20 protein-coding genes are annotated in these 19,837 nt (G+C 44.4%); 2 read left to right on the top strand and 18 right to left on the bottom strand.

What is annotated here, in order from left to right; translation table 11 throughout:
- Window positions 1–5: 5 nt before the first annotated feature.
- A complete protein-coding gene (locus tag QN079_RS04885) occupies window positions 6–1,382 on the bottom strand; it encodes a PTS transporter subunit EIIC (protein WP_289230472.1) in 1,377 nt (458 codons plus the stop codon).
- 146 nt (window positions 1,383–1,528) lie between these two features.
- Complete coding sequence (locus tag QN079_RS04880; protein ID WP_005225464.1) at window positions 1,529–2,524, bottom strand: LacI family DNA-binding transcriptional regulator; 996 nt, start codon at window positions 2,522–2,524, stop codon at window positions 1,529–1,531.
- A gap of 363 nt (window positions 2,525–2,887) precedes the next feature.
- Between QN079_RS04880 and mazE the strand changes: the two genes are divergently transcribed.
- The gene (gene mazE, locus QN079_RS04875; protein WP_005225463.1) at window positions 2,888–3,118 is read left to right on the top strand and encodes a type II toxin-antitoxin system PemI/MazE family antitoxin; all 231 of its coding nucleotides are present in this window, start codon (window positions 2,888–2,890) and stop codon (window positions 3,116–3,118) included.
- A gap of 231 nt (window positions 3,119–3,349) precedes the next feature.
- Here mazE and QN079_RS04870 read toward each other — a convergent pair whose 3' ends face one another.
- A complete protein-coding gene (locus QN079_RS04870; protein ID WP_081116571.1) occupies window positions 3,350–4,660 on the bottom strand; it encodes an NCS2 family permease in 1,311 nt (436 codons plus the stop codon).
- A 160-nt stretch (window positions 4,661–4,820) separates the two neighbouring features.
- Window positions 4,821–5,420 carry an NUDIX hydrolase N-terminal domain-containing protein gene (locus QN079_RS04865; protein WP_005225461.1) on the bottom strand — a complete coding sequence of 200 codons (600 nt, stop codon included), beginning with the start codon at window positions 5,418–5,420 and terminating at the stop codon, window positions 4,821–4,823.
- 189 nt (window positions 5,421–5,609) lie between these two features.
- Here QN079_RS04865 and QN079_RS04860 point away from each other — a divergent pair, with 189 nt between their 5' ends.
- On the top strand, window positions 5,610–6,614 hold the full coding sequence (locus QN079_RS04860; RefSeq protein WP_289230471.1) for a DUF389 domain-containing protein: 1,005 nt from the start codon (window positions 5,610–5,612) through the stop codon (window positions 6,612–6,614).
- Window positions 6,615–6,657: 43 nt separating this feature from the next.
- Here the strand turns inward: QN079_RS04860 and QN079_RS04855 are convergent, their stop codons facing one another.
- From QN079_RS04855 to QN079_RS04790, 14 genes are all read right to left on the bottom strand, one after another.
- Window positions 6,658–7,284, bottom strand: coding sequence for a P-loop nucleotide/nucleoside kinase family protein (locus QN079_RS04855; protein WP_081116570.1), 627 nt, complete (start codon window positions 7,282–7,284; stop codon window positions 6,658–6,660).
- Window positions 7,285–8,151 carry a class II fructose-bisphosphate aldolase gene (locus QN079_RS04850; protein WP_005225458.1) on the bottom strand — a complete coding sequence of 289 codons (867 nt, stop codon included), beginning with the start codon at window positions 8,149–8,151 and terminating at the stop codon, window positions 7,285–7,287. It abuts the gene before it with no gap.
- 22 nt (window positions 8,152–8,173) lie between these two features.
- Window positions 8,174–8,566: a tetratricopeptide repeat protein gene (locus QN079_RS04845; protein WP_289230470.1), complete on the bottom strand. Its 393-nt coding sequence runs from the start codon at window positions 8,564–8,566 to the stop codon at window positions 8,174–8,176.
- Window positions 8,567–8,584: 18 nt separating this feature from the next.
- Window positions 8,585–9,874, bottom strand: a complete 1,290-nt coding sequence (locus QN079_RS04840; protein ID WP_005225456.1) for a PTS sugar transporter subunit IIC — start codon at window positions 9,872–9,874, stop codon at window positions 8,585–8,587.
- Between the two features lie 31 nt (window positions 9,875–9,905).
- Window positions 9,906–10,208 (bottom strand): PTS sugar transporter subunit IIB, encoded by a 303-nt coding sequence (locus tag QN079_RS04835; RefSeq protein WP_005225455.1) that lies wholly within the window; start codon window positions 10,206–10,208, stop codon window positions 9,906–9,908.
- Window positions 10,209–10,232: 24 nt separating this feature from the next.
- Window positions 10,233–12,302, bottom strand: a complete 2,070-nt coding sequence (locus QN079_RS04830) for a BglG family transcription antiterminator (protein WP_289230469.1) — start codon at window positions 12,300–12,302, stop codon at window positions 10,233–10,235.
- 236 nt (window positions 12,303–12,538) lie between these two features.
- The gene (locus QN079_RS04825) at window positions 12,539–13,588 is read right to left on the bottom strand and encodes an FUSC family protein (RefSeq protein WP_005225453.1); all 1,050 of its coding nucleotides are present in this window, start codon (window positions 13,586–13,588) and stop codon (window positions 12,539–12,541) included.
- A gap of 261 nt (window positions 13,589–13,849) precedes the next feature.
- On the bottom strand, window positions 13,850–15,070 hold the full coding sequence (locus QN079_RS04820) for an NAD(P)H-dependent oxidoreductase (protein ID WP_010747727.1): 1,221 nt from the start codon (window positions 15,068–15,070) through the stop codon (window positions 13,850–13,852).
- 26 nt (window positions 15,071–15,096) lie between these two features.
- Window positions 15,097–15,702 (bottom strand): NADPH-dependent FMN reductase, encoded by a 606-nt coding sequence (locus QN079_RS04815; protein ID WP_005225450.1) that lies wholly within the window; start codon window positions 15,700–15,702, stop codon window positions 15,097–15,099.
- A gap of 24 nt (window positions 15,703–15,726) precedes the next feature.
- Window positions 15,727–16,665, bottom strand: coding sequence for an FAD:protein FMN transferase (locus tag QN079_RS04810; RefSeq protein ID WP_010747726.1), 939 nt, complete (start codon window positions 16,663–16,665; stop codon window positions 15,727–15,729).
- A 201-nt stretch (window positions 16,666–16,866) separates the two neighbouring features.
- Complete coding sequence (locus QN079_RS04805) at window positions 16,867–17,718, bottom strand: helix-turn-helix domain-containing protein (RefSeq protein ID WP_010747725.1); 852 nt, start codon at window positions 17,716–17,718, stop codon at window positions 16,867–16,869.
- Window positions 17,719–17,784: 66 nt separating this feature from the next.
- A complete protein-coding gene (locus QN079_RS04800) occupies window positions 17,785–18,507 on the bottom strand; it encodes a deoxynucleoside kinase (RefSeq protein ID WP_005225447.1) in 723 nt (240 codons plus the stop codon).
- A gap of 15 nt (window positions 18,508–18,522) precedes the next feature.
- Window positions 18,523–18,963: a nucleoside 2-deoxyribosyltransferase gene (locus tag QN079_RS04795; protein ID WP_289230468.1), complete on the bottom strand. Its 441-nt coding sequence runs from the start codon at window positions 18,961–18,963 to the stop codon at window positions 18,523–18,525.
- The gene (locus QN079_RS04790) at window positions 18,960–19,538 is read right to left on the bottom strand and encodes an LOG family protein (RefSeq protein ID WP_010747723.1); all 579 of its coding nucleotides are present in this window, start codon (window positions 19,536–19,538) and stop codon (window positions 18,960–18,962) included. Before QN079_RS04790 ends, QN079_RS04795 begins: the two co-directional genes overlap by 4 nt.
- Between the last annotated feature and the right edge of the window lie 299 nt (window positions 19,539–19,837).

The following is a 19,837-nucleotide window of genomic DNA, read 5'->3' as shown; positions in this document are numbered from 1 at the left end:
ATTATTTATTGGTTCAACTCTTTGACTAGCGGTTTGCGCTGCAATTGGACACCAGCAAAACCGACACCAAAGGCAATCAAAATCACGACAACGTATTTCAGCATGGCATCGAAATCTCCAGTATACAACAATAGACCTGGAATAAAAGTGATGCCCATCCCAGTAGCAGCTAATTGGAAGACATACGTCGCAAACCCGCCGACTGCGCCCCCCAGCATGCCTGCGCCAAAAATCCGCATCGAGCGTAAGTTGACCCCAAATAGTAAAGGTTCAGTGATCCCAAATAAGGTTGGAACCGCCGCACTGATGGCATTTGAGCGTTTGACTTTGTTTTTATAAATAAATGCCGCAGCAATCGCAGCCCCAAATTGTCCCGCCATACTTGCTGTACCTAAGACTTGTAGGACGTTTTCGCCTGTCGTATTCAATAACCCTAACTCAATAATACTTAACGAATGGTGCAATCCAGTGATTACGATCACTTGCTGAACCCCTCCGTAAATGATATAACCGATGCCCAATGGTGCTTGCACCAAGTAAACGATACTGTTGATGACTGCTCTTTCAGCTACTTGCAAGATTGGTCCTAACGCAAACAAAATCAAACCTAAAGTAATGACAATCGTTAAGAATGGTGTCACGATCAAGTCCATCATTTGCGGAACAAATTTACGGAACCATTTTTCTAGCTTAGAAACTAAGATCCCGACAATAATTGCTGGAAAAATCGACCCTTGATACCCAGAGATCGATAAACCGAATAAGTGCAATGGCTCTGCATCCCCGCTGGCAACTGCCCAAGCGTTCGGCAATTGCGGTGCCACCATCATCAATCCTACCACGATCCCGATGATCGGATTACCGCCGAATTTTTTCGTCGCACTATAGGCGATCAAAACAGGTAAAAAGGCAAACGCTGTATCCGTTAACATTTCAAACATAGCTAACCAGTCAGCACTATAAGTGACCCCCAACTCGGTCAATAATCCCCGAATCCCCATCAAAAGCCCCGTAGTTACCAAAGCTGGAATCAATGGCACCAAGACATCTGACAACGTGCGGACAACTTTTTGGACGGGTGACAGATTCGAATAGACATCATCTTTGAAGCCAGCTTTATCACCGGAGGCGTCATTGCCCATTTCTGCTGCGAAGGCTTGATAAACTTCATTGACTTTTCCTGTTCCAAAAATGAACTGATGCTGTCCCGTGTTGAAAAAATAGCCCTTGCTGCCCTCAACTGCTTCCGCTTTGTCTTTATCTACTAACTGATCGTCTTTCAAAATCAAGCGCAAACGTGTGGCACAGTGTTCAAAGTTTTTGACATTTTCTTTGCCGCCAACAGCTTCTAACACATGGTCGATCGTTTTTTGTTCCTTCATTTTTCCCACTCCTTTGATCGTCGGTCCATTTGTGGAACCGGTTCTACATTTGTAGATTAACAGAAACCGTTTGCAATTGCAAGCAAAGAAAATAAAAAAACAGAACGCCGCAACTGGACGTCCTGTTTTCTCTAAAAATGTTTGCTTTATTGCTCCTGCTTGTCACGCTTGGTAGTCGACTGTTTGACCACTAATTGATTCGGTAATTCGATCACCTCAGGAACCTCTTCCCCTTGTGTCAGTTTTTGGATCGTTAAGACGGCATCGATGCCTAATTGGACATAGGGATATTGGGTCGTTGTGATGGTCGGATAGACATAATCCGTCGAATCATAGCCGCCAAATCCGTTCAAGGAAAAGTCTTGCGGCACTTGATACCCTAGTTCATGGGCGGCTTTCAATACAGCAACAGCAATATTGTCGGTAGCACAGGCGATGTACGTTGCCGATTGATCTTTCAAGAACATAAGGGCTTTTTGGTACGTTTCTCTTCTTGAAAAGGACGTTTCGATAAAGTCGACTTTGACGTTGGGCGTTTGTGCCAAGACATCAAGAAATCCTTTTTTCCGCAAGACACCTACCGCATAATCATTTTCGCTGACACCAACAAATAAATAACGTCGGTGGCCAGCGCTGACTGCATATTCTGCCATGGTTTTGCCAGCTTGATAATCTTCATGGACGATGGAATGAATGCCAGCTAACTGTTGGCCTAACAATAAAACAGGCATAGGAACCTCTGCCAGCACCGCTTGTAGCTGCGGCGTGATTTTGCGCGCAAACAGGATCATCCCTGCTACTTTTTGTTTGACTAGCATTTCGATATTTTCTAATTCCCGTTCATCGCTTTGATCAGAGTTGGTGATCAGCATTTGATAGCCGTTTTCCCGTGCCGTCGTATCGATCCCTTTCAACACATCATTTGTCGATGGTGAATTCAGTCGAGGAATGATCACGCCCAGCAATTTCGTGTCTTGGGCTTTCAGCGAACGAGCAAATGTATTGGGGCGATAGCCAGTTTCAGCAATGATCTGATCAATTTTTTTGCGCTTTTCTTCACTGATATAACCATTGTTCAGATAGCGGGAAACCGTACTTTTCGCTACTCCCGCCTTTTCAGCAATGTCCTTGATCGTTGTCATGATTTCCCACCTTTGCGTTTTCTTTTATTATAACAATAACTGAAAGAAAAGCGCAGGTTTTGCGTGAAAATTGTTGGGTTGGGCGGTTTTGGAATGAAGCTTCACTTTTTCGTTGCTTTAATCCCCTGGTCCTTGGTATGCCATAAATGATCCATCTAAAAAACTTCGTAATTCTGCTAAAATCTAACATCTATTTTTCTGAGATGTTCATCCATCTTTTCAAACAATATTTCATTGCGGTTTCTTATCTATCTTATGTAAAGTGCGTTTTGAACTTTTGATGTGTTCAAAATACATTAAATCTCACTGTTGTCTTCTCCTTCCATAGTATTGCAAGGGTTACTATCTCTAAGAGGTGATACTATGCTTATTACTAAATCAAGCCTACAAGGCAATTCCATCGTCGTTACGCTTCCTTCTGATAACGGAAAAAATCCGCCTGAAAACCAAGAATATATTGTTGTCTACCCAGAGGATGGGACGATCATTCTTGTTCCTAAAATTGAAGATCCTTTTAATGGTGGAGTGGAATCAGAGTTTTATGAAAAAGATGCGTGGGAAGACCTTTCATCTGAAGGGAGAATGATTTTTTAGTAACTAATGTTCAAACATACATTTCCAAAAAGCGACTATCGCTTGGATCGACTTTGCCCCTTCGGCTGGAAAGGAAATTCAAAAAAAGACGTCCTGGCTTAGATATTTAACCGTTATTCAATTCTGAACATTTTTATAGCAAGCGACATATAATAAAAACCAGCTAAGCCACGCTTAACTGGTTTTTTATTAGTTGAAATCCTATCCTAAGTTTACATTAAAACGTCTCTCTCACACATTCAAAATCCACATAAACCCAAGAAAGACAAAGAACAAGCCGTACATGATTGGTGAGACTTCTTTGCCGCGTTTGGCTGCTAACATGGTGATTGGGTAAAAGATGAAACCCAAGGCGATCCCATCGGAGATGCTATAGGTCAACGGCATGCCTAGTAGAATCAAGAAGGCTGGGATTGCGATTTCCATTTCGTGCCATTTGATTTCTCGTAGCGATTGTGCCATCAGCACGCCTACGACGATCAGTGCTGGTGCCGTCACTTGGGAAGTAACAACGGATAGCAATGGTGAAAAGAACAAGCCGAACAAGAAGAAAATTCCAGTCGTCACGGCAGTCAAGCCAGAGCGACCGCCCACGGCGATCCCAGCGGAGGATTCGACATATGCGCCTACTGGTGAGGTCCCTAATAAAGAACCAGCGAGCATGGCGGTGGAGTCAGAAGCAAGTGCTTTGCCGACCCGCGGCATTTTGTTGTCTTTCATAAAGCCCGCTTGATTGGCAAGTCCCACCAAGGTGCCTGCCGTATCAAAGAAAGTGACGAGTAAGAAAGTCAGTACTACGACCCACATTTGCAGGGAGTTGATGTCTCCTACATGGTTTAGCGCCACTAAGAATGTGGAAGAAATACTCGGTGCAGCAGAAACGATACTGGATGGTGCTTGGATCAAGCCAGTCAAAAGACCTAAAACAGTTGTTGCGGCCATCCCGATAAAAATTCCACCAGGAACTCTGCGAACCATCAAGACGGCAGTGATCACTAAACCAAAAATCGTCAGCCACGTCGTACCGACACTCAATGACCCTAGTGCCACAAGGGTCGAATCATCGGAAACGATGATCCCACCTTCGCTCAATCCCAAAAAGGCGATGAACAGACCGATCCCACCAGAGATGGCATATTTTAAATCAGCAGGAATCGCATCAATGATCAGCTCCCGTAATTTGAAGATCGTGATCACGATGAAAATCAGTGATGCCACAAACACACCCGCTAATGCTGTTTGCCATGGAACCCCCATTCCAATACAGACTGAATAAGAAAAGAAGGCGTTGATCCCTAATGCGGGTGCCGTAGCGATCGGGTATTTTGCTAAAACTCCCATCAAGATACAGCCCAATGCGCTGGCTAACGCCGTTGCCGTAAAGACGGCACCTTCGTCCATCCCAGATGCCCCAAGGACCGTTGGATTGACGAATAAAATATAGGCCATCGAGATAAAGGTGGTAAAACCAGCTAAGATTTCTCGTTTAACCGTTGTTTGTAAGGCATCCAGCCCAAAAAAGGAATTGATTTGATTCTTCATTTTTACTCCTCCAGCAATCAAGCAAAGGTATCGCCATTGCTTGATTTTTTATAATGAAAACGACGAAATCAATCATAAACCAACTTTATCTGCAAGTAAATATTATCCAGTTAAAAAAACCAATAAAACGCTTTTTCCAACATCTTACCCTTAGCTGTTTTTAATCAACGTGTAACGACTTCTCATTCACCAATTGCTCCAGTTGTTCCTTGGTGGTGCGCTTGATGGAAAGCTTCGGCAGCTCCTTCAACGAAAAGTAATCGCTGTTGGAGGTTTCACTGTTTTTGATGAAGTCCCCTGCCAAAACATCACAGACAAAGACCAGCTTATAGTATTGAAACACTTGCGGAATGTCTGGTCTTAGATTCGTATCAAAAATTGCTCGCAGCTCCTTGACCTCAACGAGTAAGCCAGTTTCTTCCAGCACTTCTTTTTTGATGTTTTCCCGTGGCGTCAAGCCAATTTCTGCATAGCCTCCTGGCAGTGACCATTCTTTCGTCAGGCTGTCTTCCACCAGCAAGATTTTTTCGTCTTTTTGGATCAATGCTCGTACATCGACTTTGGGCGTAGGATAGCCCTCATTTTTTTCTGTTAAAAGAGTCAACGCAGCTGCGTCTTGATCCACGACGGTACTCATCAAATGCAATGCCAACTCTTTGATCTCTTGGTAACGTTCCTTATCGTAGACATCTTTGCCATAGTACAAACCTGCTTCAGCGATCGATAACAGGCGTTTGTATTGCGCAAAATAATCTTTCATCCATTCCCCACCTTTTCCATTTATCTGATATGCTTCTTATTCTAGAGGAAATCGGCGGTTTTGCAAAAGATTGGCAACCCAATCATTGAATTCTCGTTGCTGCCATCGCCTGATAAACGCAGATTTTTGTAAAATCAGCCGATTTAAGGGACAATGAAAAGAGCCGAACGATTTTTCTCAGAAAGGATGATGAATGTGAACTTAACGCCTGATTTAGTTTCCAAAGAACAATTGATTGGAAAAATTCAAAAAGATATGGACCAAACGATGCTCGTCTATGCACTTTTAGTTTGTGCAACGCTGATTGCTTCGATTGGTTTGAACTACAACTCTACGACAACGATTATCGGGGCGATGTTGATTTCGCCACTTTTAAATGGGATCAACGGGATCGGCTTTGGTTTAGGTCTTTCCCACTTGCGCTTAGTCAAAAAAGGGCTGCTGGTCTTTAGCATCCAAGTCATCATCGTACTTATCATCTCATTCGCCTTTTTCTTACTCACGCCTGTCAAAGACACAACACCTGAGATCATCACCCAAACGTCTGCGACGATTTGGGATATTTGCGTCGCATTGATCGGTGGTTCCGCACTGGCTTTTGCCAAAGTCAGGGGCCGCGACAACGATGTTATTATCGGCGTCTCCATCGGGACGTCCCTGATTTTGCCGCTTTGTGTAACGGGTTATGGGCTGTCGATCAAAGACTATTCGATTTCATGGGAATCTGCTCAACTCTTTTTCACCAATTCCTTTTTGATTTGTTTTTCCTTGTTCATTACCATCTGGCTGTTGCAGTATGGGGATTTCCGTCACCAAAAATGGTGGAAGTTTGCCGTGGTTGCCTTACCGATCACGATCATTGGGAGTTTCTTCGTTTATACGACGATCCAAACGACCATCGTGGAATACCATGCCAAGCGTTTTGTAGAAGCCAAACTGGGGGAACATTATTTGCTGGAGCAAACACTTAATGAGCAGAAACAATCCCTTGAATTAAAACTCGTCGGTGAACCACTCTCGAAACAAGCGGTCGCGCAGCTTGAAGCAAGTCTTGAAAACTATGCTTTGCCCGACTACCAGCTCAAGGTCAATGTCTATTCTGCCAATAAAGAGGGGCAATTTGATGCCAAAGTATTAGCCGAAATCCTCCAAGTCCAAAACCAAGGAACTTCGAAATTTTTGGGCTTAGACTAAAAAAACAGGCGCTGCCCTTTTCAGGTGTAGCGCCTGTTTTTCTTCAATTTAAGTCATTGAGTTGTTCAGCGATTCTCTCGATCAACGGGCGATAATCCACTTGCTCGTAATCTTCCACATTGACTTCGATAAGCGCTCCTAACTGAAAGTCATCGTAACGGCGATCAGTGATGATTTGCCGAAACGCTTCTTTGGTTATATGGTTGGTTGCAGCTTGTCTATCTTCCAGTACATCCCCGTAATGGTACCGTTCCATGATGAAACTTAAATGACGGTCATCCGCTCGATCACGTAAGAAGCGTCTTTCCCATAAGGTTTCAAAAGAAGCAGTCAAGCGAATGGTCAAGCACTCATAACCATAGCTTTGGGCGAGAAAAGTTAGCAATGGCTTCTGTTTTTCACTAAAAGGGTATTCCGAGACCACCAAGCGTTTTCCTAAAGACATGTACAAGCCCAATGCCTGATAGTAAAAAGGCCAAACATACTGCTTTTCGATCTGGGCTTTTTCTGCCAATGAATCAAAGCCGAGGGATTCGGCATAGCACTCTTTGATTTCATCTGGCGTAAGAGCGAAAAGATCAGGAAAACGTGTCTTCAACAGATCCAGTAAATAACTTTTTCCAGTTCCAGGGCTGCCTGCCAATAAAACAAGCATCTTTTTGCGTACCATCTATTTGCCGATCGCAGTCGGCGCTTTCGTATTCATGAAAAGGCCGATCTTATGCTTGACGATTTCTTTGATGGCTTCATTGGATGGGATCACGTTGTGGCGCAAAGATTTGTTGACTTCCGTTGCCCCAAAATTTTCTTTCGCAATCTTCGTCCAGTTCACCAACAATTCAGTACCTACATTAAACTTACGAATGCCGTTATTGATCAATTCGGGATAATCTTCTTCTTTGACGCCAGTTCCTCCATGAATGACTAGCGGCACGTCGACGACTGCATGGATCTCCTTCAATAACTCAACATTCACTTCGGTTTTGGAACGGAATTGGCCGTGATTGGTTCCGATAGCGATGGCTAGCGCATCGACGCCAGTAGCAGCGACAAATTCTACCGCATTTTCTGGGCGTGTGAAGACTTTATCGTCTTCTTCCACATGAATGCCTTCTTCTGTGCCGCCGATCGTTCCTAGTTCTCCTTCGACGGACACCCCATGGGCATGGGCGTATTCTACGACTGCGCGCGTTTTCAAAATGTTTTCTTTGAAGGGCAAATGCGAGCCATCATACATCACCGAGCTATAGCCGCTATCAATCGCTGCTTTGATCTCATCGAAATCTCTGGCATGGTCCAAATGCAAGACAGCGTCCACTAGCTCGTGATCGGCAATCGTTTTGACGACATTGACCAAGACATCATAGCCAATGTATTTCGCTGTATCGATACTTGTTTGAATGATGATGGGTGCCCCCATCTCTTTGGCTGCCCGCAGCATACTTGGCAGCATTTCTAAATTATGGGTATTAAAAGCCCCCACTGTAAAATTCAATGCTTCTGCTGTTTTCGTTACTTCTTTTAATGTTGTATACATCCTTGATTCCACCTCGTCTAGTTTAATTGCCGCTGATCGTAAGTTGTTTGGCGATTTGCCGCATTTCTTCCATTTTGTCCATGTAATAGTCGATCTTTGCATCGTCGCCGTTTCGTGCGGCGGCGGCACGCTGAGCATTGTAAAGGGACATCAGTTTTTTGTAGCCGTCCCCGATCGATTTTTTCGCCTGCAAGCTTTTTTCCAATGCGTCGATCGCTTCTTCTGTGCGGGAAAGTTTTGCCTGCGCTAAGCCTAACGCTTCATACAATTTTGCTTGTTCGTCGATGTCGGTTTCTGCTTGCAACTGACTTTCTAGATTTGCAATAAGCGCTTCTGCCTCTTGGCTTTCTTCAGCGATCAAAGGAACCGCTGGTGTTTCTGTGGGCTTTTTTTCTTTTTTGAAAAAAGAGAACATGCGTCTTCCTCCTAGCGATTAAAAGTTTTTCAATAAGGGACTGATGATCCAAGCATATAGCAAGGCTGCCGTGACGGTATCCACATCAGTTGCCGTAGCGTTAACAAAGCCCATTTGATTGAAGATCGTTACAAGTAGGGCTGGCAGTAACGTAATGAAGAAGCCGTGAAAGATCCCTCCGATGATCGCCCCTCGACGTCCACCGACCGCATTGCCGAAGATCCCAGCGGTACCGCCTGCAAAGAAGTTCGTCAGCATCCCCGGCAAGATCATCGCCAAGCCAAAGACTGGTAAAACGAACATGGCGATGACTGTCCCAATCGTTGTAGTAATGAAGCCTAAAATAACTGCATTGGGGCTATATGGGAAGAACACTGGGCAATCGAGTGCTGGTTTTGCATCAGGCACCAATTTCATGGCGATCCCACGAAACGCAGGGACGATCTCGCCTAAGAGCAACCGAACGCCTGCTAACAAAACATAGACCCCAACCACGAATTGAATGGCTTGTAAGAAGGCATGCATGATGTAATTTTGATCACCAGAGAGCGTAGAAGCAAAGGTTTCTCCAGCAAACAAGACCGTCACGATATACAGTGGAACCATCACGACCATGACAGAAAGATAGGTATCTTGTAAAAATTCAAAAGAACGTGGCAGTTTGATGTCTTCGATCGATTTTTTCTTCTCGCCTCTTTCTCCAAACAGATAGGCAACGCCTGCTTCAAAGAGGTAGCCGATCGTACAGAAATGTCCGAGAGCAATGTCGTCTGACCCAGTGACTTTGCGGATGATGGGCTGAGCCATCGCTGGCATCGCTACGGCAAAGATCGCCCCAATCACCCCACCGACAAGAATCAAGACAACGCCGCGTAAACCAGCGAAATAGCCAAAGACCGTCGTCATGGTCGCCATCCATAAAATGGCTTGACCCGTTAAGAAAATATATTTCCATTTTGTAAAGCGTGCCAATAAAATATTAAAAACAAAGATAGCTAAAAATGTCAGCGCTATGTCCCGACCCAAGCCCAACTCATTCATCGCTTGCCCGTTGATGGCTTCGATGGAAGGAATTATGCCTTGCATGTCGAATCCTTCTGTGAAAATCTCGCCGAAATAGGTCAAACTACCGACGATGATGCTAGAACCAGCGCTTAAAACCTGGAAGCCCAATAGCGTCTTCAAACTTCCTGAAATGACTTGACCTGCTGACTTTTTCTGAAGCAGCAGCCCTAACATCGCGATCAAAGCGATCGTGATCGATGCCTGCGTTAAAATATTATCAATGATAAAATTGATGATGCCCATTTTTTCAAACTCCCTTCGTCATGCCTCTTCCTTACAGTGCACCTTTTTCCGTTAATACCGGGGTGATTTTTTCTTCGATTTCTGGTTTTGAAACGATGTTGCGTAAATAAATGATTGCGGTTGTCGGGTCCAAGGCAAACTTTTCAAATTGCGTTCGGAAATTCTCTGCCGTAATGATGATGTCTGGTTTCATTGATACCGCTGATGAGATATCGACATGATCCAATTTCGCCTCCACTCCTAATTTCGTTAAGACATCTTCTGTTGACATCTGAGCCGCAAAGCTGCTGCCAAGACCTGCACCGCATACGAATAAGATCGATAATTTGTTCATGATTTTTTCCCCTTTTCTTGTTTTTTATGAAAATAGCAATGATTGAAAAGCTTCAATCGTGGAACAAGCCAGCAACTGCGTGACTTTTTTTTCATCATTGATCAATTCGATCAATTCCTTCATGATGGCAAGATGAGAGTAAGAGTCCACCGCAGCCAAGCAAAAAATGATTTTGACAGGGTCCATTTCTGGGTTCCCAAATGCGACTGGCGGCACCAAGGTGAGGACACTCACACCCAACTGCTGGGCGCCATCTTCTGGTCGGGCATGCGCCAGCGCCAAATGTTTACCAATGACGATATAAGGACCGTATTCCTTCACCGCAGCAACCATTGCCTCGATATAGTGTTTTTCGATGATCTGTTCTTTTAATAGTGGCTGCGCCGAGCGTTCAATGGCTTCTTCCCAATTTTGAACAGGAACATTTAATTGAATATGACTAGCGGATAAAACATCTTTTAACATTGGCTGAATCTCCCTTGCATTAATGGCTAATTGATTTTGTTCAAACAAGTGTGTCAATTTGCGATAGGCGGCAGCATCGACCGTCCCACCGCTTTCTTCAATGACTGTAAGCAATTGATTGAAGAACAGCGTGGCATTTTTTTGGTCAAAGGCGATCCGCTTGAATTGTTCATTGTTTTTTAAGAAACGGCGGATCACTTGGTGATTTTCTTCATTGATGATCGGTGGGATCAGTAATACCGGCTTTTCTCGATAATCGATCTCATAGGTTGAAAAAACCAGATCCACATCGAATTTCGTGATCAAATTGACTTCTTGTGAATTCAAGACTGCCGCAACTTCTACTTCTGGAAACTTCTCCTTGAGGCTGGCTGCCAGCAGATTGCCGGTTGCCATTCCATGGTTACAGACGACGACCGCCTTATAGATCGTAATAATCTCGTGGTTCAATGAACTTAGGGCTGTAGAAAAATGGATCACGAGAAATGTCAGTTCATCTTCCGATAGTGGTTGACCGACGATCTCTTCGATCGTAGGAGCGAACCCCTTGACGGCTTGGTAGATTTGTCCATAATTTTTGCGAACGGTCTCTTTGATCGGATTGGGTACTTGAATACCGCTCTTGGCTCGAACGATCAGCGCTGCCATATGTTTATACAATCCCTCTAACAACTCTTCTTCCTTTTTACTAAAAGGGATCTTGGTTTGGCATTCCACAAATTGGATCAGCTGCAGCGACAAGAGTTGCGCATGCGCCCATTCGATGGAATTGGACAAATCTTTAAAATTCAGTGATTCGATGATGAAAGAAAGATAGTTGACTTCGATTTCTGGTGGCTCAATCGAAAAGGTTTCAGCGATCGCCTGGATATAGGCTGACCCTTGGAGCTGATTGCTGGAAGTAGACCAGTTCATGCGAGTGATAAATTCCTTCATTCTGATACGCATCAGCCAAATGGCGGTAAACAATAAAATTTGGCTGCTATACAACTCATTTTGATTTGGCGGCAACACTGCTTGCATCACTAGTTGGATCTGTTTGATTTCTTTTTGCGGCAAATAGCGATAAAGCAATTTCGTAAAGACTAAATCTGGGGTCTGTTTATCAAGTGGCAACCTACCGATCCGCTGATTGATGATGTCAAAAATCATCGTCCGAATCGCTCGTTCCGATCCATTCAACCGCAGTCCTTTTTTTCCTAGGCTGATGATCTCAATGCCATATTTATTGATGTCCGCCCGCAAACGGCGCATGTCTTCATCCATGCTGCTTTTTGATATCTGGTACGCTTCTTCTTTTTTATTCAACACCAGGATCTCTTTTGAAAAGGTCAGATGCAGCAGCAGATCAAAACGACGCTCTTCACGGGTCATATATTCCGACTGTTGTGCGTGTAATGCCTGCCAAACGATGGCTTGCTGTTTCGAGGTCAGTTTCAAAAGGATGCCCTTTCCTCGAAGGGTTTGGATCGGTCCGATGTGTAAGTCAGCAAGAAACGTGTTGATCTCATTCAAATCATTGCGGATCGTCCGCCCACTGGCTGCGGTCTCTTCTGCCAGTTGCTCAATGGATAGTGGATAATCAGTCACCAACAGGCGATGCAAAACATCTACGATTCGTTTTTTCACAACTTTCTCTCCTTCTCTGATTTGAGTATATGATTTCGCTTACAACAAAAAAAGTAGATGTTTCTGCCACTTTAGTTTGCAAAAATGTAAACGCTTCTATTTCAAAATAGGAACCTTTGCTCGATTATTTCATATTTCCCTTATTTTTCCTATCCGATGGAGATAACGTTTAGATAGAGGATCAAAGGCAAAAAAAAGCAAGAGCTACAGCTCTTGCTTATCGATGATGGTGCATTCTATTGTGTTTGATCCGTCGTGTCTTCTGGCTTACTTCCCAGCGCTTGCTCCATTTGCTTTACTGCCCAATCCATTAGAAAGATCAACAGCATTGCCAGCACACTGCCGATCAATGCCCCTGAAAAACGCAATGGGATCAATTTCAGCGGCGTAAAACTAGTACCGATGGTCATTAACAGCAGGACTTGCGGATTGGTAAAAAAATTAGCAACGGTATAATTGACTGGCATAAAAAACTCCGTCAATATGTTTAGAATGATCAATACCACTGCGATCGCTTCAAGGGGCATATGCAAGGACATCAATAAGAAACCCAGCAGCAGCCCCACGATTCCTCCCAGTACCCTACCAATCGTGCGATTTTTGATTTTTTCCATATGTTCTCCTGCCAAGACGGCAGCAGCAGAAATCAAGATCCAATAGCCGTTGCTGTCCCGCAACAGATAGGCAATGTAGGTCGCAATGAACAATATCAAAGAAAAGTGCAGCGCCTTGATGACCATTTCTGGTTGCTGAGATAATGCTAGCGAATATTTCTCGTGCAAGCTCAGTTGTTGAAAGGCCGTTTTTTCTTCTTTCAACGGCAGCTGTTCAGCCAAAGAAATCACCAGTCCAGCAAGCAGCGAGCCTGCGATGCCATAAAGCAAATAGGAACTGTGGTGCAAGATCTCTCCAAGGTGCGCTGCGTGAAAATTAAAGCCGGTGGCATAAAGCATCAACACGAAGAAATAATCGGGCTTGGGGATCCGCATCACTTTTGACAACAAAAACGCAGAAAACGATAACGCACCGATGATAAAAGGTGCGCTCCAAGGAATCAGTGCTGTCCCAGCGCCTAAAATAAATGCCAGCAGCAGCGCAGCGCCGTGGGTCAAAATGGCGCGCAGATTATAAAAAAGGGTCCGATGTTGAAAAGCCAAGTAGGAAAAAGCCCCCATCGCCCCCACAGAACTTATCAAAGGGTCCTGAACGAGGATCCCTATAAACAAAGGAACCGCCATCGCAAACCCTGATCCTAACGGACGCAAGACTTTTCGTTTGTCTTTCATGCAATTCCTCCTATCAAAAAATATGTACGATGATACAGCCGTTTTATAAGCAACGTCCTAAACTAGTATACGAAGCAAAAGATGAATATGCAAATTTTTTTCAGAAACTTTGTGAAATCCTCGCAACGATGTCCTTGATCAATTCAATCGCTCATAGAAAACCGTTCATTCATGAAAAAGCAGCAAAAAGAGAAGCATTCGCTTGGCAACTGATTGCAAGCGAATGCTTCTAGCGATTCCTTTTCTCCCTTTAGACAACCCTTATTTCACTGAAGCACTGGTGACCGCATCTGCTGCAGGTGCGTCATGAGTGCTGGCACTAGTGACCGCATCGGTCGGTTCTTGGCGCACAGAAGCACTGGAAATGGCGTCTTCATTGCCGACAAGTTTTTGACCGGTTTGTTGCAAATACCATTCGATGATTGGCTTGAAATCAAGGATGTATTCGTTGATCCCCGCATATTCGCCGTTTTCATCGTGCATCGCTTGATAATTGTGGACGATGTATTTTTCTGGCACCTGTTTCGGCACATGGACCCGAACCGCGTCGGTTGCCCCACTGCGCAGCTGTTGGATCACCCACTCAACATTTTTGAAGGATTTTTCAGGATGGCATTTTGCTAATGGATTGCCGACTTGTCCTGGCACACGTGCTGCCAGCATATTTTGGGCTTCTTCCCGCAGATTGTAATACAAGAATTGGTTGTTGCTATCGGCAAATGTCAATTCCATCGGCATCGAATCTAAGAAGTAATTAATCTGATCGACTGTCAGCAAGCCGCGATTTAGTTTGACGTAGGTATTGCCAGAAACGGCACCGACTGCTTCAGCGGCTTTTTCCAGCCATTGATCATCATACATATCCACTCCTTCCACGGTGGTTGCGATTTTCCCTGTGGCGTAGAGGTCTTCGGGCGGCAATTGTTTGGGACCCGCTAAGGCAGAAACGACTTTGATAAATTGCAAGAAGCTGTTGATCGTCGCATCTAAAAAAGCAACCGTTCGGGCATCGATCAAATCACCCGCTTCATCGAAAGCTTCTTTGGCTTTGCCCAACAAAAACTCATTCCCTGGCATCACTAAAGCATTGACTCCCGGTGCGTCCAAAATTTGGCGCAGATGTAGCTGGGCCCTTGAAGTTCCTTGATCATAGTAAGAGGCACCCACGATCATTACTGGTTTGTTTTCCAGAGAATGGATCTTGAATGAAAGCCATTCTAGCAAGCTTTTCAGTCCTGCCGTCACGGTATGGTTGTGCTCTGGTGTAGCAATGATCACACCGTCTGCCATCAATAATTGCCGATTCAAACGCTGGATGGCTGGGCTTTGGGTTTGATCTTCCTCTTGATTAAAGAGAGGAAAGTCTTTGATCTCTACAAGTTCTAACGTGAATTCCTTTTTGTATTGCTTTTTGATAAAGTTCAGCAGCTGACGATTGGTGGAGACTTCAGCGGCTGATCCGACGATTCCGATCAATTTCATTGTCTTTACGCTCCTATCTTTTGCGGTTAGATGGTTTCCCATGAAAATTCAGCAGCTTCTTTTTGATTGGCGGCATGGGCGTGCTGCAACTGGCTGGTAATTTTTACAAATAAAAGAAAATCGTTGAACAGTCCTTGCAGTTTTTGGGTCTGCTCTTCATCGATCAAGTTGCCTTGCTCGTCAAACGCTTGCAGCGAATGACCTAAGAGAAATTCAGAGCTAGGCATGATCCGTGCTTTTAACTCTGGAGAATCCAGAATCTGTCTTAGATGGGCTTGGGCACGAGAAGAACCTAACGTCCCATAAGAAGCACCAGTGATCATCACTGGCTTGTCAACAAAAGGGAAAATTCCATAGGACAACCAGTTCAGGGCATTGATCAACGCTGCGGGTACGGCATGATCGTATTCTGGTGTACTGATGATCACACCGTCTGCTGCCGCGATTTTTTCGGCAAGCTGGGTTACTTGTACGGGCAACTCCTTTGATTCTGGTTTGTTGAACATTGGAAGATCTTTGATCTCGACTAGTTCGATCTCTGCCTCATTGGCAAACATTTTTTTCATAAATTGCAACAACGTGCGATTGGTGGAACGAGTGGCATTGGTTCCTACGAATCCGATAAATTTCATCCTGTCTCTTCCTTTCTGGTTGGGCTATCTTAAAAGTCTTGCCTGAATGCCTTTAGAGGCAATGACTTCATTTTCTTTGGTTACGATGATTCCTTCGATTTCTGGCTGCTGCTGAATCTCTTGCAAAACAACTGGAATGGGCTTGCCAAACAAGCGCGAAGTCCAGATTTCCCCCAGTAACGATGTCGCTGCAACGATCGTGATGCTCAAATACCCACATTCGATGGGAAAGCCACTCTGAGGATCAATCAAATGATGATACGTTCCTTCAGCGGTGGTCAAGACCCGCTCATAGATCCCCGAAGTGACGACGGTTTGGTCCTTGATTGGCAGAATGCCCAAGGTGTCTGCCCGACCGCCTTTGGGATCTCGGATCCCGATCCGCCAATGCCCGTCCGAATGATTTGGTGCAGCGCCGAAACAGACAATATTTCCGCCTAAGTTGATCAATCCATACGCTGCTCCACGGGCTTGGCAATGGGTGCGTAACTTATCAGCGATGTAGCCTTTTGCTAATGCTCCGAGGTCGATCCTCATTCCAGCTTTTTTCAAAAAAACCTTGCCTGCTGCCAATTGGATCTGTTGCGGGTCTGTTAGCGCAAGCAATTCTTTGACCTGCGTCTTTGATACGATGCGGGCATCTTCAAACCCGATGCGCCATGCTTGGACCAGTGGACCGATGGCAATATTCAGCTGACTGTGGGGAGCACAGCTATGATGTTTGCCGATTTCGATCAGCTGGTACAATTCTGGATCAAGCACAAGCCCCTTTTGTCCTGCTAACTGATTCAGCTGATTCAATTCCGATCGCGGATCATTGGCACTAAAGCGATGGTCGTATACTTTCAGTTGGGTCTCCAGCTCGTCCAGTACACTTTCTGGTTTTGTATGAGCAACTTTTAACTCAATGGACGTGCCCATCCGCTGAATCGCGCGAGCGGCTTCTCTCACTGCTGTCTTCATAAAATCCCTTCTCCTAAAAACGATATACCTCAAATTATGTTAGTTTTTTCACAATTAAAGAATACTCCCGATATATTTTTTTGTCAACACGATTATATATTTTTTTATATAAAGAAAATTCAAAAAAGCAGTCCCTTCGTCGAAAGGACTGCTAGTTATCAAGCATTTGCGCAACAAAACTTTTTTGTCGAAAATATATTTTTAATCAATCGTTTCTTCGACCGCTTTTAAATGCGCCAATAATTTTACATTTTTATTGATTTTGGCATACGCTCGTGCATCGTGTAACATTTCCAAAATTGTTTCTTTCGGCTGTTGTTCACGAATGGCATTTTCGGTCAGTTGGGCTGCCGCGCGAGCCAAGTAGTAGGTCAAATGATTGTCGGAACAAATCGCCAACACATAATTCAACAAGGTATCACTAGTTTCCAAATCATCGACTTTCGCATAAAAGACGCCGCAATGAAAGACGATGTTCAACACCCGCCACGTGTCTTCGATCGTTTTGATCGGATAGGTATAAATTTTCTCAAAGACCTTCGTCACATAAAACTCAGCCTTTGCCCATTCTTCTTCTCTGGCATACACCAAACCGATCCCAGTATACGCTAAGAGATCAAACAATTCCTCCGCCGTTTCATTCATCAATAACTGATCGAATTGAAACAAGACATCGGTAATCGCAGCTTCATTAAAAATCATTTCAAAGCCTTTTAAATAATCATATTGCGCTTTTAATGCTGGTTCATCGATCAGCTTCACTTCGATTTGACTTAGCAATGCAGCCAACTGTTCATACTCGCTCGTGATCAAGTAGAATTCGGCTTTTGCCAATTCTTCTTTGATTTTGGTCGTTGCGACATTCATGGAAGAAAACAAGTCGACCAATGGCAAGCCGATCCGATTACACAATTTGATCAAAATTTTGAGGGACGGTACCTGACCGTTGTTTTCAAATTTACTCAAAGTGGCTTGCGTACAGATTCCTTCCGAAAGTTCTTGCTGCGAGAAGCCCGCCTGTTTCCTCGCTTCAATAAATCGTTCAACATTCATCGCCTTGCTCCCTCCCATTGTCGATAAGACACTTGTTTTTTCCCTAAGCTGTCCTCAACTGCTGGGTCAGCTTGTCACAGAAGCTGCGTTTTTCTTAGAAAAATCACCTTTTGCGATGGCTTTGTCCGTACAATAGTGGCCTTTGCCATGGGTCTGACGGACTTCCGCCAGTTTTTCTTGGATCATCTCGAGGATCACCATGAGGTTGTCTTCATTGGCAACAAAGTCCAATTGATCCCCATCAATTTGCATTTTCGGACAAACGTCAAAGTTTTCATACCATTCATCGTACCGCTGATTTAATTCTTTGTAATAGTCGTACAATGTCGGATCGTTGGCAATTTGTTCATAGGAACGACCACGTTTGTTGATCCGTTCAATCATTGTATCCAATGAAACCTTGATATGAACCATTAGATCTGGATGCTTCAACGGCGCTGATTCTTCCAATTCCCGCAGCATCGTGTTCAACAGGTTATCGTATTGTTCGACTTCCATCGGTGCGATGCGACCTAGATCCGCATTTAGATGAAACATCAAGCTATCCTCATAGATGGAGCGGTCAATGACATTGTCATCATTGGACAAAGCTTCCCGCATCCCTAAAAAGCTTTTGTTTAAGAAAAAAATCTGCAATAAAAAGGCGTATCGTTCTGGATTGGAATAAAACAATGGCAGAACATCGTTGTCCTCCACGTTTTCATAGAAAGGCTTCGACGCCATTTCCTTCGATAAAAAATCAGTCAAACTGCTTTTTCCTGCCCCGATCGTTCCTGCGATTAGTAACACATTCATCATCCTTTATTAAATATAGTCACCGACAAAGGCTCGGTGCGCCATCGCTTCAAAATCATACGCTGTTCGTGCCGCCAGATCAGTCAAATACGCTTGCACCGACTCCGTCAACATCAGATTGACCGCCGCGGCTTTTTCCTGAAAAGCGATTACTGGTTTATTTCGTACGTGTGCTGCGCCGATTTCAAAGGCTGTTACCGGATCGGCGATCCCTTCATGGTCATCCAAAACGGCAACGACGACGTCGGCCCGTGTCAATTCCAGCATGTCTTTTTCAAAAACTTCTCTCGCCCATTCCGGTGTATAGGGTTCAGATGAACTTTCTTGATACAAGCGCGGCGCATAGACCGCCAAGGGCTGCGGGTCTTCAGCTAAACAGCTTTCTACTTGCTTGAGTCGTGCGATTGGTTCGTTTGAAAAAAACGGTCCCGCTAAATAGACATGCTTCATCCTGCCAAGCACTCCTTTTTTGAACCCTTCGCCGCCAATCGCTGGATCAACGTCTCAACGTCAGATAGGACAAAGAGCGTTTCCGACAGTTCAGCCCAAGCAAAGCTGGAAGCTTCAAACATAGTTAGCAGCGGCTTCAGTCCATCCTTCAAGCCTTCGTTCATTAACACACCTATGGGCTTGACTGGCAATTTCCCAAGAGTCATAAAAGAGCATACTGATGACAACTCCTCTAGTGTACCAAATCCACCAGGTAATACAAGGTAGGCATCGCTCATTTCCAGCAATTGTTGCGTTTGTTCCTCCCTCGTATCCGTATAGAACTCGGTGTATGTGCTTGATCCAGTGATGATTGGCGGCAAATCTTCTGCAAAGGAACCTGATGGATAGATCCCCGTCACTGCGCCTTCTTTTTCAAAGACCCCTTTCACGATCTCCCTCATCAAGCCAGCCAAAGGGCCGCAATAAACCAACTCGATGTGATTTTTTGCTAAGGCATTGCCGATGGCACGAGCGGTCTTTGCCAACTTTTCCGCATTTTCTAAACGGGTGCCGCAATATACAGTTACTCTCAAAAACAACAGCTCCTTTTTCACTACACCTGCTATTTTACACAATCTCTTAAAAAAGTAAATACTACATATTGTGCTTCATTTAGATAAAAATCGATCTATTCACTATATATTGTATATAGCCTTCTGCATCTTTTCGCTTACCCTTAATCGTTACAAATCTTGAAAATAGCAGAAAAGAAAAAGTAGAATCAGCTTCCATCGATTGCCTCATCCCTCTTTCATCCCACAAAAAAAAACACGACGCAGCTAGGATCGTGTTTTTTTATCCATCGCTTTTTTTTCTCTTGTCCAAGCAAAAT

It is taken from the genome of Enterococcus sp. FZMF, from assembly GCF_030263915.1.
Taxonomy (GTDB): Bacteria; Bacillota; Bacilli; order Lactobacillales; family Enterococcaceae; genus Enterococcus_D; species Enterococcus_D casseliflavus.
This window is presented reverse-complemented; position numbering and strand designations above follow the sequence as displayed.

Bases quoted from the DNA above. Each gene is read 5' to 3' on its own strand.
- QN079_RS04815 (WP_005225450.1), bottom strand. From the start codon at position 15,702: ATGAAATTTATCGGATTCGTAGGAACCAATGCCACTCGTTCCACCAAT.
- QN079_RS04855 (WP_081116570.1), bottom strand. From the start codon at position 7,284: ATGGTACGCAAAAAGATGCTTGTTTTATTGGCAGGCAGCCCTGGAACT.
- QN079_RS04795 (WP_289230468.1), bottom strand. From the start codon at position 18,963: ATGAAGCATGTCTATTTAGCGGGACCGTTTTTTTCAAACGAACCAATC.
- QN079_RS04880 (WP_005225464.1), bottom strand. From the start codon at position 2,524: ATGACAACGATCAAGGACATTGCTGAAAAGGCGGGAGTAGCGAAAAGT.
- QN079_RS04850 (WP_005225458.1), bottom strand. From the start codon at position 8,151: ATGTATACAACATTAAAAGAAGTAACGAAAACAGCAGAAGCATTGAAT.
- QN079_RS04870 (WP_081116571.1), bottom strand. From the start codon at position 4,660: ATGAAGAATCAAATCAATTCCTTTTTTGGGCTGGATGCCTTACAAACA.
- QN079_RS04860 (WP_289230471.1), top strand. From the start codon at position 5,610: ATGAATGTGAACTTAACGCCTGATTTAGTTTCCAAAGAACAATTGATT.
- QN079_RS04840 (WP_005225456.1), bottom strand. From the start codon at position 9,874: ATGGGCATCATCAATTTTATCATTGATAATATTTTAACGCAGGCATCG.
- QN079_RS04805 (WP_010747725.1), bottom strand. From the start codon at position 17,718: ATGAATGTTGAACGATTTATTGAAGCGAGGAAACAGGCGGGCTTCTCG.
- QN079_RS04825 (WP_005225453.1), bottom strand. From the start codon at position 13,588: ATGAAAGACAAACGAAAAGTCTTGCGTCCGTTAGGATCAGGGTTTGCG.
- QN079_RS04835 (WP_005225455.1), bottom strand. From the start codon at position 10,208: ATGAACAAATTATCGATCTTATTCGTATGCGGTGCAGGTCTTGGCAGC.
- QN079_RS04810 (WP_010747726.1), bottom strand. From the start codon at position 16,665: ATGAAGACAGCAGTGAGAGAAGCCGCTCGCGCGATTCAGCGGATGGGC.
- QN079_RS04885 (WP_289230472.1), bottom strand. From the start codon at position 1,382: ATGAAGGAACAAAAAACGATCGACCATGTGTTAGAAGCTGTTGGCGGC.
- mazE (WP_005225463.1), top strand. From the start codon at position 2,888: ATGCTTATTACTAAATCAAGCCTACAAGGCAATTCCATCGTCGTTACG.
- QN079_RS04820 (WP_010747727.1), bottom strand. From the start codon at position 15,070: ATGAAATTGATCGGAATCGTCGGATCAGCCGCTGAAGTCTCCACCAAT.
- QN079_RS04865 (WP_005225461.1), bottom strand. From the start codon at position 5,420: ATGAAAGATTATTTTGCGCAATACAAACGCCTGTTATCGATCGCTGAA.
- QN079_RS04845 (WP_289230470.1), bottom strand. From the start codon at position 8,566: ATGTTCTCTTTTTTCAAAAAAGAAAAAAAGCCCACAGAAACACCAGCG.